The organism is Tabrizicola sp. (assembly GCF_022842145.1).
Lineage (GTDB): Bacteria > Pseudomonadota > Alphaproteobacteria > Rhodobacterales > Rhodobacteraceae > Tabrizicola.
The window spans coordinates 732988-745214 of record NZ_JALHQD010000001.1 but is presented as its reverse complement, the minus strand read 5'-3'; the positions used below and the strand labels follow the sequence as shown (position 1 = coordinate 745214).

General features: G+C 64.5%; 14 protein-coding genes. 9 read left to right on the top strand and 5 right to left on the bottom strand.

The genetic code is table 11. From position 1 onward, the window contains the following. Positions 1 to 57 precede the first annotated feature (57 nt). A complete protein-coding gene (locus Q0C42_RS03815; RefSeq protein ID WP_295072179.1) occupies positions 58 to 549 on the top strand; it encodes a L,D-transpeptidase family protein in 492 nt (163 codons plus the stop codon). A gap of 43 nt (positions 550 to 592) precedes the next feature. On the opposite strand, the gene Q0C42_RS03810 is transcribed toward Q0C42_RS03815, so the two are convergent. Further along, positions 593 to 1099, bottom strand: coding sequence for a CAP domain-containing protein (locus Q0C42_RS03810; protein WP_295072176.1), 507 nt, complete (start codon positions 1097 to 1099; stop codon positions 593 to 595). A 202-nt stretch (positions 1100 to 1301) separates the two neighbouring features. Between Q0C42_RS03810 and Q0C42_RS03805 the strand changes: the two genes are divergently transcribed. Then, positions 1302 to 1895 carry a L,D-transpeptidase gene (locus Q0C42_RS03805; RefSeq protein WP_295072174.1) on the top strand — a complete coding sequence of 198 codons (594 nt, stop codon included), beginning with the start codon at positions 1302 to 1304 and terminating at the stop codon, positions 1893 to 1895. A gap of 61 nt (positions 1896 to 1956) precedes the next feature. On the opposite strand, the gene Q0C42_RS03800 is transcribed toward Q0C42_RS03805, so the two are convergent. The 4 genes from Q0C42_RS03800 to Q0C42_RS03785 form a co-directional block, all read right to left on the bottom strand. Continuing rightward, positions 1957 to 3687 carry an aconitase family protein gene (locus Q0C42_RS03800; protein WP_295072172.1) on the bottom strand — a complete coding sequence of 577 codons (1731 nt, stop codon included), beginning with the start codon at positions 3685 to 3687 and terminating at the stop codon, positions 1957 to 1959. A gap of 59 nt (positions 3688 to 3746) precedes the next feature. Continuing rightward, positions 3747 to 4547 carry an exodeoxyribonuclease III gene (xth, locus tag Q0C42_RS03795; RefSeq protein ID WP_295072169.1) on the bottom strand — a complete coding sequence of 267 codons (801 nt, stop codon included), beginning with the start codon at positions 4545 to 4547 and terminating at the stop codon, positions 3747 to 3749. A 123-nt stretch (positions 4548 to 4670) separates the two neighbouring features. Beyond that, entirely contained in the window at positions 4671 to 5771 is a 1101-nt protein-coding gene (hemH, locus tag Q0C42_RS03790) for a ferrochelatase (protein ID WP_295072166.1), read from the bottom strand. 52 nt (positions 5772 to 5823) lie between these two features. Beyond that, positions 5824 to 6660, bottom strand: coding sequence for a methyltransferase domain-containing protein (locus Q0C42_RS03785; protein ID WP_295072163.1), 837 nt, complete (start codon positions 6658 to 6660; stop codon positions 5824 to 5826). Between the two features lie 23 nt (positions 6661 to 6683). Between Q0C42_RS03785 and Q0C42_RS03780 the strand changes: the two genes are divergently transcribed. The 7 genes from Q0C42_RS03780 to Q0C42_RS03750 all read left to right on the top strand — a co-directional run bounded on the left by Q0C42_RS03780 (position 6684) and on the right by Q0C42_RS03750 (position 12227). Then, complete coding sequence (locus Q0C42_RS03780) at positions 6684 to 7406, top strand: ComF family protein (protein WP_295072160.1); 723 nt, start codon at positions 6684 to 6686, stop codon at positions 7404 to 7406. Positions 7407 to 7440: 34 nt separating this feature from the next. Then, positions 7441 to 7698, top strand: coding sequence for a glutaredoxin 3 (gene grxC, locus Q0C42_RS03775; RefSeq protein WP_295072157.1), 258 nt, complete (start codon positions 7441 to 7443; stop codon positions 7696 to 7698). After that, entirely contained in the window at positions 7698 to 8528 is an 831-nt protein-coding gene (locus Q0C42_RS03770; protein WP_295072154.1) for a carbon-nitrogen hydrolase family protein, read from the top strand. Before grxC ends, Q0C42_RS03770 begins: the two co-directional genes overlap by 1 nt. After that, a complete protein-coding gene (locus Q0C42_RS03765) occupies positions 8525 to 8968 on the top strand; it encodes a MarR family transcriptional regulator (protein WP_295072152.1) in 444 nt (147 codons plus the stop codon). Before Q0C42_RS03770 ends, Q0C42_RS03765 begins: the two co-directional genes overlap by 4 nt. A 121-nt stretch (positions 8969 to 9089) precedes the next feature. Further along, entirely contained in the window at positions 9090 to 11186 is a 2097-nt protein-coding gene (locus tag Q0C42_RS03760) for a YjbH domain-containing protein (protein ID WP_295072150.1), read from the top strand. An 80-nt stretch (positions 11187 to 11266) separates the two neighbouring features. Beyond that, the gene (locus Q0C42_RS03755) at positions 11267 to 11869 is read left to right on the top strand and encodes a YjbF family lipoprotein (protein WP_295072148.1); all 603 of its coding nucleotides are present in this window, start codon (positions 11267 to 11269) and stop codon (positions 11867 to 11869) included. A 157-nt stretch (positions 11870 to 12026) separates the two neighbouring features. Further along, positions 12027 to 12227, top strand: a complete 201-nt coding sequence (locus Q0C42_RS03750) for a hypothetical protein (protein WP_295072145.1) — start codon at positions 12027 to 12029, stop codon at positions 12225 to 12227.

Below are 12227 nucleotides of genomic sequence, written 5' to 3'. Positions count from 1 at the left end.
TAGGCAAATCACCCGGATTCCTGTACCGATAAGAAAAAAATACAGGCGGGCAAGGGCATGCGGTTTTTCGGGTGGTTGGCGATCCTCGTGGCGGTGATCGGCCTGTCGGGCTGCGGCTCGAAATTCAAGCGCTACAACGGACCCGAGGTGACTCAGGTCCAGGTCCACAAGGCCGACCGCAAGATGTATCTCTTCCACCACGACAAGGTGCTGAAGTCCTACGACATCGGCCTCGGCTTCGCGCCGCAGGGGCACAAGCAATTCGAAGGCGACGGCAAGACCCCCGAAGGCCAGTACTTCATCAGCCACAAGAACCCGGATTCAAAGTTCCACCTGTCGCTCGGCATCTCCTACCCCAACGAGGCGGACATTGCCTTTGCCGAAGCCCAGGGCAAATCTCCGGGCGGCGAGATCTTCATCCACGGCGGTCCCAACGAGCGTGTCAGCAAGCGCGACTGGACCTGGGGCTGCGTCGCCCTGACCGACAAGGAAATGGAGCGGGTCTATTCGATGGTGAAGCCGGGCACCCCGATCTTCATCCTGCCATGAAAAAGGGGCCCGCAGGCCCCCGTTCCCTCCGCTGAAGGGGCGCTTAGCCCCCCGTTACCATCGTCCACCAGATCTTGCCGCTTGGTTCCTGGAACCAGGCAAACCCCAGCCGGGTCGCCAGCGGGTCCATGATCACCACGCGGGTATCGTCGCGGCCCATCCAGGACGACAGCGTTTCCAGCTCGGTCTCGTAGGTCTCAGAGATGTTCTCGCCCAGAAGCCGTCCGGTGAACCCGCTGCGCTGCGCCCGCACCAACGGCGACGAGCCATCGGACCCGAAGTGCCAGGGCCGGTTCTGCACCGACATGTCCCGCGCGTGGGTTGCTGCCGCTGCGGTCAGGTTCGCGTCGAAGGACACCGGCGGCAGCGACTTGGCCGCCCGCAGGGTGTTCATCGCATCCAGGAAGCGGAACGATACCGCCCGCTCGTCCGCAATCCGGTAGACCCGCGGCAACGGCTTGCCGTCCGCGCCCACCTGCGGCTCGCCAGTCGTCGCACAGGCCGCAAGCGTCAGAAGCAGGCCCTGCGCCAGGAATACGCGTCTATTCATTCTGTCCACCAGATCAGAGCCGTCTCAGCGGCCATTCGGCCCCTCCTTAGCGGAAGCTTGCGGAAGGATCAAACAGGCATCTTTCGCTCGGCGATAGCGAACAACGCAAAAAAGGCCGCGGCTGCTGACGGGTCTTTGATTTGCGCCTTGCTCACAAATTCGCTATATGCCCCGAAAACAACGTCTATCAGGAGTAATCAGCATGGCGAACGGTCCGATCAACCGTCGCGCGGTCCTGGGTGGAGTGGTCGGTGCTGCCGGTCTGGCAGCCCTGCCGTCCTTCGCACAGGATGGCAGCACCGAATTCACCCAGCCGGCTTCGGCTTCGGTGCGGAACAACGTCTCCAGCTTCCGGATGCTGCGCTGGGAGGATTACTTCTCCAACACCCGCAATGGCGCGATCCTGGCCGACACCACCTCGCGCGCGCTGCACTATTGGTCGGAAGACCAGTCGATCTACCGGCTCTATCCGACCTCGGTTCCGCTTTCGGAAGAGCTCACCCGTCGCGGCGTGACCTCGGTGGTCCAGAAGGTCGTCAATCCGACCTGGCGTCCGACCGCCTCGATGAAGGAACGCCACCCGGAATGGCCGGACGTGGTCGAAGGCGGAGCGCCGGACAATCCGCTGGGTTCGCGCGCGCTTTATCTCGGCTGGACCTATTACCGGGTCCACGGCACCCATGACACCCGCAAGATCGGCCGCCGCTCCTCGAACGGCTGCATCGGGCTTTACAACGAGCACATCGAAGAGCTCTACGAATTCGCCAAGGTCGGCACCCAGGTTCGCCTGATCTGAGGTCCAACCCCCGTGAAACGCAAAAGACCGCGTGGCTGAAAGGCCCCGCGGTCTTTCCATTTTATCCCTGTCGGCACCAGGCAGGCAGCGTCATGTCGATCTCGCCGGTGCAGGCGGCCTCCACACAGCGCGCCAGACTGGCGAAGTGAAAGTCCTTGCCGACCGCCGGGGGTCCGTAATGCGCGTACTTGCCCGAGTTGGTGGCGATGTTGCGCACCGACTTCCCCACCACCGGCTCACCGATGAAGCACCAGCAGGTGTCGTTCAGCACCTCACCGCCAAAGGCCCGGACCTTGGCGATCAACCCGGCCTCCTGCGCCTGGGCATGGACATCGCGGCCGCAGGTGACAACCAGCCGAACCCCCTCGGCCTTCCGCCTGCCGTCACACAGCCGGGCCAAAGCCGCGATCTCGGTCAGCGAGAAATGCGGATTGCCCAGCGAGACCATGTCCACTTCCGGGCTGCGCGCGATGTTCAGCTCCTCCCATGTCTCCGCAAGATCCTGCAGCGTCACCTGCACAACCCGCACCTCGTCCCCAAGCACGGCCTCCGCCGTCACGGCTTCGGGCGTGATGCCAAAAATATGGAACATCGGCGCGGCAGAGGTGGTGGCAAAGGCCGCTCCGAAGGCCTTCAGATTGTCGTGGCTGACGGCACGGCCCTCCAGCCCGCAGATCAGCGGAATTGCGTTCGTCGCGATCTTGCCGACGTGGTAGCCAAGCAGCGGAAAGAACAGGTCATCCAGCTCGCCCAGATGCGGCAGATCGATCCGGATGGCGGCCCGCCGCTTCTCCTCCAGATAGCAATCCGCCAGGGGGGCACGGCCGGTGATCGCAACCAGAATGTCCAGATAATCCGGATACTTCAGCGTCCGCGCCCCAAGGACCGAGTTGGCAAAGACCACCGCATTCGACTCGCCCCAGGCGATGTTCTGCCCGGCCTTCGGGGCTGGCTCCAGCAGATAGGGCGCGCAGGTATAGGTCGGCTTTGCGCCCATCTCGACATAGGCATCCGCCAAAGCGTCGGTGGCCTCGCCCAGCACCGGACTCACCCCCTGCGCGCGCCATTGCCTGCGGTCAACGCAGACCGCGTTCATCGTTGTCGGCACCCGCACCCGCGCGCCCAGATCGCACAGCTTGCGCGCAAACTTCAGACCCGCAGGGCCTTTGTAGAAGACGCCATCCAGATGCGCCATGTCGACATCGACCAGTTCCGTCGCACCCTCGATTTGGGCGGTCTGCAACACGATCCGCGCCGCAATCCGTGCCGCCTCGCCGAACTCGCCCGCCAGAAAGCGCCGGTCAATCTCGGCCAGGGTAAAGTCCGCCGGGTCCGGTTCCGGCAGGACAAAGCTTTGCGGCCCTGCGGCCAATGTCTCGGTCGGCTGGATAGCGTCGCCCTCGATCCGGGCAAAGCGGACATTGGACAGCGCGGCAAACCCGGCCTCGTCCAGTTGCAGCACCGGAATGCCGCGGTGGAACAGCTCCCCTGCGATCAGCACGCCCAGCGTCAGGATCGTCTCCTTGTGCCGGAACACCAGCGCCGCCGGGGCGTGGCCATTCATCAAAAGCTCGAAGATCACCAGACTGCCTGAGCACGACCCCCGCCCGCTGGGGATCGCCAGGATCTTCCCGGCGACCGATTGCCCGCAAAGCGGATGGTGCACGTCAATGATGCGCCCGGTCGCGGCATCGACCCCGCCCATGAAGCTGAGGCCGGTATCGGCATGCAGCACCTCGCCGCTTGCCTGACCCGCGATCAGCGCCGTTCCCTGCAGCGTCATCTCCGTCATCTCCCCGGTCTTCCACCGGGAAAGGCTAGACGGCACGCGATGGGTAAGTCCACCTGTCCTTAGGCCACAGCGCCTGACTTTCGCCCGCGCGGCAGCTTCAACTCTATCCAGGTCGGCGCGTGGTCGCTGGCCTTTTCCCAGCCCCGGACGTGCCGGTCCACCCCGGCTGCTTTCAGCATGGGCTTCAGGTCGGGCGACAGCAGAAGATGGTCCAGCCGCAGCCCTGCATCGCGTCCCCAGGCATTCCGGAAGTAGTCCCAGAAAGTGTAGATCCTTTCCTCCGGATGCAGATGCCGTATGGCGTCCGTCCACCCCTGCTCCAGCAGGCTTGCATATTCCGCCCGCACCTCTGGCCGGAACAGCGCATCCTTCTGCCAGCGTTCGGGCTTGTAGACGTCCAGTTCCGTTGGCATCACGTTGTAATCGCCTGCCAGAACGACTGGCACGTCATGGCGCAAAAGCTCGGCGGCATGGTCGCGCAGGCGCTCAAACCAAGCCAGTTTTGCGGTGAACTTCGGGCCGGGGGCGGGGTTGCCGTTTGGCAGGTACAGCCCGCCGACAAGAACCCCGGAAATCGCGGCTTCGATATACCGGCTCTGCCCATCCTCGATCCCCGGAAGCCCGCGCCGGGTCTCCACCGGCTCGCGCCCCTTGGCCAGGATGGCGACGCCGTTCCAGCTTTTCTGGCCATGCCAGATCGCGCCATATCCGGCGTCTTCTATGGCCTTTGCAGGGAAGCGGTCATCGGTTGTCTTAAGTTCCTGCAGGCAGACCACATCCGGTTGCGCTTCCTCCAGCCAGCGCAGCAGGACCGGCAGTCGCCCGTTGATCCCGTTGACGTTGAAGGTGGCGATCCGCATGGGCTGAAAACGCCCGCGACAGCCCCACGGTTCCAGCGCGGGCAAGTGTTAAGCAGTTCTGAACGCCAGCAGCCAAGCCATTGAAACAATTGAACCGAAACAAGGTGCCACGCGTGGGCGCCCTTACCCTTGCCTCGGCAACCAGCCCCCCAGGTTCTCTTCGATCACCGCCACCAGAGCCTCGATATGGGCCGCATCATCGTTCAGGCAGGGGATGTAGGTGAAGCTTTCCCCACCCGCATGTTCGAAGGCTTCCCGGATCTCGCCGTTGATCTCCTCCAGCGTCTCGATGCAGTCCGCACTGAAAGCCGGAGCCATCACCGCGATCCGCTTTTTCCCCGCTTTCGCCAGCTCCGCCACATGCTCGACCGTGTAGGGTTTCAGCCACTCCTCGCGCCCGAAGACCGACTGGAAGGTGGTGTCGATCGACCCCTTCTCCCACCCCAACCGCTCCCACAAGAGCCGCGTCGTCTTGGCGCAGTGGCAGTGGTAGGGATCGCCCTCCATCAGGTAGCGTTTCGGCATCCCGTGATAGCTGGCGACCAGCACGTCGGGCCGATGGTCCAGGCCGGCGTAGACCGTCTCGACCGACTTGGCCAAGGCGTCGATATACAGGGGATGGTCGAAATACTCGGCCACGGTCCGCACCGCTGGCTGCCGCTTTTCCTTCATCAGGGAGCGGAAGAACTGGTCGTTCGCGGTGGCCGAGGTCGCCCCGGCGTAGTGCGGGTACAGCGGGAAGAACAGGACCTTCTCGCAGCCCGCCGCGACCATCGCCTTGACCTTCTCGTCGGTCGAGGGGTTGCCATAGCGCATGCAGAAGTCGACCATGATGTCGGCCCCGTGCCGTTCCGCGATCATCTTGGCAATCGCGGCGGTCTGGGCCTTGGTGATGGTCAGAAGCGGGCTTTCGTTCAGCTCTTCGTTCCAGATCAGCTTGTAGTTCGCGCCCGAGGTGAAGGGCCGTTTGGTCAGGATGATCAGCTGCAAGAGCGGCTGCCACTTCCAGCTGGGAATATCGACGACCCGCTTGTCCGACAGAAACTCGTTCAGATAGCGCCGCATCGACCAGTAGTCGTAGGCGTCCGGCGTGCCGAGGTTGGCCAGAAGCACCCCGATCCGCGCCTTGCGGACGCGGGGGTGGTCGGCGGGCGCGTGGGCGAGGCGGCCTTCGCCTGGGGCAACGTCGGTCCCAGTCACGGCTCCGGTCCGGGCATCCAGCATGTCGGTTCTTCCCTTGGGTTCACGAGGGGACATAAGGGTTGCGCTGGCGGGGTCAACCGTCTTTGGACAAAGGCTTCTCCGGCACTCCCAGCGCATCTGCCAATCGGGACCTTGCCGAACCGGGCCGCAAGGGCTGCTGCTGGCTTTCATGCGGAGCCCATCCGGTTAGAAAGACAAGCTCGGCCGTGGCGGTCAGCCGGCCTTCCGAGGTGCCATAGCTGTCTGCGTAGATACGCGCCGCCTCGGTCATCACGGCGCGGCGGGTGAAGCGGCGCAGGCGGGCGGCGAGGGCGTTTGTCTCTCCCGCCGCGCGGAGGTCAGCCAGCAAAGCCGGAAAGCTGCGATACTCCACCGTCTGCACAAGGCTGTCTGCAACCGGCAAGGCAAATCCGGCCCGCTGCATAAGGCCGCCAAGGTCGCGAATCTCGCCCATCGGCACCACGCGCGGTGAAAGGCCGCCCGTGACTGCCGCCTCGGCCTCGGCAAGGCTGGTGCGAAGTTCCTGCAGGCTGCGGCCGCCGGGCAGCACCACCAGGCACAGCCCATCGGGCTGGAGGGACCGGCGACACTGGACCAGTTGCCCCACAGGGTCGTTGGTCCAATGCAGAGCCATGAAGTGCACGACAAGATCGTGCGCGCCAGGTTCAAGCGCGATGAGGTCATTGTCTGGAACCACCTGCGCGGCAGGAAACCCCGCGAAAATCTGCGGATAAGGCGTCACCACGGCGGCTGCCGTAAACTTTTTGTTAACCTCGCTGAGTCTCTCCTGCAGGTCATCAAATGCCATGCGATGCAGGAAAAGCGCCTCGCCATGGCTGGGCAGGGCACAGGCACGCGCGCGGTGGCGGGCCAGAGCCGTTCGGTCGGTCAAAGTGGGCGGCTGGGTCATTGACGGGACTTTAGGAGCGAAGGATGGGATTGCAAGGCGCGCTGCAGCTACTTTACCCGCCGCAGTGCATTTCCTGCTCGGCTCCGGTGCAGTCGGACTTCGGCCTCTGCGCCGATTGCTGGCGCGAGACGCCTTTCGTCAGCGGCCTGGTCTGCGACCAATGCGGGTTGCCGTTGCCGGGGCAGGATGCGTCCGAGCGTGTGGTCTGCGATGACTGCATGACCATTGCCCGCCCTTGGGAACGGGGCCGCGCGGCCCTTATGTATGACGAGAACGGTCGGCGCCTGATCCTTGCGCTGAAACATGGCGACCGGATGGACCTTGCACGCCCCGCAGCCGGATGGATGCTGAAAGCCGCGCAGCCGATCCTGAAGCCGGACATGCTGGTGGTGCCGGTCCCGCTGCACTGGATGCGGCTTTTCCGCCGCAGGTTCAACCAGGCCGCCCTTCTGTCGCGCAACATCGCGCATGCGGCGGGGCTGGAGCATTGCCCGGACGCGTTGGTCCGCCGACGATCCACTGGCAATCAGGACGGCAAGACCCGGGACGCCCGCTTTGCCAATCTGATCGATGCGTTCAAGGTGCCGAAAGCACGGGAAAAGCGGGTGGCGGATCGGGATGTGCTGCTGGTCGACGACGTGATGACGAGCGGGGCCACCTTCGCGGCGGCGACAGAGGCGCTTTTTGCGGCAGGGGCCCGCTCGGTTTCGGTTCTGGGGCTGGCGCGCGTTGCGAAAGGCGGCTGAACCCCTGTAGACTGGCGCGAAAGAGGAATCCGCGATGCGCCCGGTCGAGATCTACACCACCCCCTTCTGCCCCTACTGCCACGCCGCCAAGCGGCTGTTGCAAAAGAAGGGGGTCAACTATTCCGAAATTGACGTCAGTCAGGACACAGGCCTGCGCGCGAAGATGACTCAGCGCGCCAATGGCCGCCGGACCGTGCCACAGATATTCATCGGTGGGGAGCATGTCGGCGGCTCGGACGACCTGCATGCGCTGGACCACGCGGGCAAGCTTGACCCCATGCTGGCCGGCTGATGCGCGTCGGTCTGGTTCAGCTGACGGTCACGGACGACCCGGCGGTAAACCTGCCGGTGACGGTTGGCTACGTCCGGCAGGCGGCCGCCGGCGGCGCGGACTTCGTGCTGACGCCCGAACTGACGAACGGCCTTTCGTCCAGCCGCACACACCAGCGCAGTGTCTTTCGGCACGAGGACGACGACGCGACGCTTGCCACCTTGCGGGCCGAGGCCAAGGCGGCAGGGATCTGGCTGCTGATCGGCTCGCTGGGTCTGCTGACCCATGACGCAGACGGCCGCTTTGCCAACCGGAGCTTCCTGATCGCGCCGGATGGCAGCGTGGCGGCGCGCTACGACAAGATCCACATGTTCGACGTCAACGTCTCACCGACCGAGGTCTACCGGGAAAGCGAGGGTTACAGACCCGGTGCAAAAGCCGTGGTGGCCGACACCCCGTTTGCCAGGTTGGGCATGTCCGTCTGCTATGACGTTCGCTTTGCGGCGCTGTATCGGCGGCTGGCGCAAGGCGGGGCGCAGGTGATCACCGTCCCGGCCGCCTTCAACCACATCACCGGTGCGGCGCATTGGGAAACCCTGCTTCGCGCCCGGGCGATCGAGACGGGCTGCTTCGTCCTCGCCCCGGCACAGACGGGCTTCCATCCCGAAACCAACGGCAAGGGCCGCAAGACCCACGGGCATTCGCTGGCCATCGCGCCCTGGGGCGAAATCCTGGCGGACGCGGGTAGGGAACCGGGGGTCACGCTGGTCGATTTGGACCTGGCCGAGGTCGACCGCGCGCGTGGCAGAGTGCCTTCGCTCAGCCATGATCGGGGTTTTGACGGGCCATGAGCGGCGAGAAGGCGGATGATATCGCGGTTGCTCTCTTTGGCGAGCTGTTCATGGCCGACCAGCTGGCGCGCAACCGCATCTCGAAGGTTTTGCCCAAGGGGATGGAGCTGTCCCATTTCAGCGTGTTGAACCACCTGGCGCGGATCAACGACGAACGGACCCCGGCCCAATTGGCCAAGTCGTTCCACGTGACGCGGGGGGCCATGACCAACACGCTGACCAAGCTGGAATGGGCGGGCCACGTCCACATCCGCCCCGATTGGGAGGATGCACGGCAGAAATTCGTGGCGATCAGTCCCTCGGGCCGCTCGGCACGGGAATCGGCCTTGGCGAGCGTAGTGCCGCTGATCGCCGAGGTCGTGCAGGCCGTGGGCGCGGACCGGGTTCGGGCGCTGCTGCCCGTGCTGCGAGAGCTGCGGATCAAGCTGGAAGAGGGCTGACCCCGCGGCGGTTGACGGAAATGCCATACCAGCCCGTTTCACCCAACCGTCGGCTCGTTCTCCCTTGCCCTGACCGGGTTATCTTCGCATAGATTGGGGCTACATCCAGGATCCGGTGATCATGCAGACTTCCTCCCGTCTTCTTGCCGCGCTTGCACTTGGCACCGCCTTGGTCAGCGTACCCGCCCTGGCCGAAATATCCGGCACATTGAACCTGAACGGCGCGACAGGTCTGATCGACATGCCGTCGGGCGACGCCCAGAAAGACGCAACCTTTTCGTTTTCGACCTCGCTGATCGGTCCGATCACCCGGTCCACCCTGAGCTTCCAGTTCTCGGAACGCCTGTCGGGATCGTTCCGCTTTCAGACCTGGCGCGACTGGGATGCCGTGATCTCGGGGGATAGCGAGGAAAGCGACCGCAGCATCGACCTGCGCTATCAGGTGCTGAAGGAAGGCAAGATTACCCCCGCGCTGACCATCGGGTTGCAGGACCTGACCGGGCAGGGGCTGTATGCTTCCGAATATGTGGCAGCCACCAAGACCTTTGGCGAAAAGGTCAAGGTGACCGCGGGTCTGGGCTGGGGCCGACTGGGAACGGACGGCGGCATCGGCGCGCCCTTCGGCAGCCGTCCGCCAGTGGACCCGCCGGGCACCCCCAACTCGGACCAGTGGTTCCGGGGCGAAGCCGCGCCCTTCGCCGGGGTCGAATACAAGGTCAACGACAACTGGACCCTGAAGGCGGAATACTCGTCCGACGCCTATGTCCTGGAAGGTGAGGAGCGGGGGCTTCTCGATCGCGACAGCCCGTTCAACTTCGGCGTGGAATACCAGCGCAATCCCTACATGCGCTTCGGTGCCTATTCGCTGTACGGGTCCGAATTCGCGCTGGCGCTGCACATCATCCTGGACCCGAAAAGCCGGGCGACCGGGGGCATCGTCGGCAAGGCCCCGGCCCCTGTCGAGGCGCGTCCGTCGCGCTCGGCTGACCCCGAGGCCTATGACGGCGGCTGGGTCACCCAGGCCGATGCGGGACCGATCCTGCGGCAGAACCTGGCCAAGCGTCTGGCCGCCGACGGGATTGCCGTCGAGGACCTTGCCTACACCGCGACGACCGTGCAGGTCCGTATCCGCAACGGCCGGATCGACGCCGGATCGCAAGCCATCGGCCGCACCGCCCGCGCCCTGAGCCATGTCATGCCCGCTTCGGTCGAAGTGTTCGAGATCGTGCCAGTGGTCAACGGTATCGGTGCTTCGAAAATCACCATCCGCCGCAGCGACCTGGAAGCCCTGGAATACACCGCCGACAACGCCTCGCTGCTGCGCGAACGGGTGACCGTCACCGACGCCGGACCCGCCCCGGCCTGGTCGCTGGGCGACGAGGAACTTTATCCGAAGTTCAGCTGGAGCCTGCGTCCCGTCGTCCGCCTTTCCGAACCGATCGAAGGCGACATCGGGCTGCGCCTCTCCAGCACCTACGACATCGCGCCGGGTTGGGTGCTTTCCGGGTCGATCTACAAGGAAATCGCCAGCAACCGCGAGCTGTCGACGTCGGACTCGGACCTGCCACTCGTCCGCACCGATAGCTCTCGCTACAATACCTTCGGCGATCCCGCGCTTGAGAAGCTGACGCTCGCCTGGTTCGCCCGCCCGGCCGAGAACCTCTATTCCCGTCTGTCCGTGGGCTACCTGGAACGGATGCATGCCGGCGTATCGGGCGAGCTTCTGTGGAAGCCAGTGGACAGCCAGCTCGCGCTGGGAGCCGAGCTGAACTACACCCGGCAGCGGGATACCGATGGCGGCCTTGGCTTCGACGAATACAATTACGACATCCTGACCGGCTACGTCTCGGCCTACTACGACTTCGGCAATGGCTACCTTGGTCAGCTGGACGTGGGCCGATATCTCGCGGGCGATGTCGGGGCGACGATGTCGGTCGACCGGGTCTTTGCCAACGGCTGGCGGGTCGGGGCCTATGCCACCGTGACCGACGCCAGTGCCGAAGACTTCGGCGAAGGCGGGTTCGACAAGGGCATCCGCGTGACCATTCCGGTCAATTGGGCGCTGGGCACCGAAACGCGCCGCGGCCTTGATCTGAACTTCCGCCCCGACGGTGGGGACGGCGGGGCACGGGTCTTTGTCGACGACCGGCTGTATCAGTCCATCCGCGAATACCACACCGACGGACTTGACCCCGACTGGGGAAGGGTCTGGCGGTGAGGGCAAGGGGAAGGCTGCTGGCCGGGCTTGTCGCTCTTGCGGCTCTTGCAGGTTGTGGCACTGACAAGACGCCCAATCCGATGGTTGCGGCTGTGGGCGCGCTGGCCAAGACCAGTGTCGCCAAGCTGAAAGGCCAGGAGGCGGCACCTGCCACGCAAGCTCCGTCAGCGGAAGCTTTGCGCGCCGAACTTGCCAAAGCGGGCAAGCCGGTGCTGCTGGTGTCCTCCAAGACACTGGGACAGACCGGCTTCCTGATGGTCAGCGACGCAAAGCGCGACGTGTTGACCTGGTCCACGCCCGACGGCGCGACGTTTTCACAGCGCAACGGCGTCCTGATCCAGACGCGTGGGCTGGGGGCTGATCTGATGTCGGCAGAAGTCCCGTCGGTCGGACAGTTGCTGCAGGCCGGGGTGCCCTATCAGCGGGTGTATTACTTCCTGGGTGCTGACGACCAGGGCACGCGCAGGACCTACGATTGCGCTACAAGCATCGTCGGCACTGAAAACATCGACGTCCTGGGCCGCAACCATTCGGCCACCCATGTGACCGAAACCTGCACCCGAAGTGTAAGCGGCGGCAAGATCACCAACGAGTTCTGGGTCGAAGGCTCGATGATTCGCCAGTCCCGGCAGTTTGTCAGTTCGGGCATCGGCTTTGTCGATTTCGCCCGGGTGATCGACTGATCCACGGCCGACTGCAGTCCCGGTGGGCACAGCGTGCCGGAATCCGCTGCAATTTTCGCGCAGTTTAAGGTAATCTTTACGCGTCGGCTGGACATTAGGTGCCAGGCCATGTGCAGAGGCCTATCGTCACACCGGAAACAGCAGAAAGGGGGTCCGGATGAAATCGCTGATTGCAGCCGCGCTTTCCCTTACACTTGCCGCTGGTCCGCTTCAGGCCGGTGGCCCGGTCGTCGTGGTCGAAGAACCCCCCGTGGTGGTCGAGGAGGGGGCCGCATCCAGCAAGGGCCTATTGCCCTGGCTGATGGTGCCCCTGGTCCTGTGCATCGTGATGTGCGGACCCGAAGAAGAAGCCGAGTGA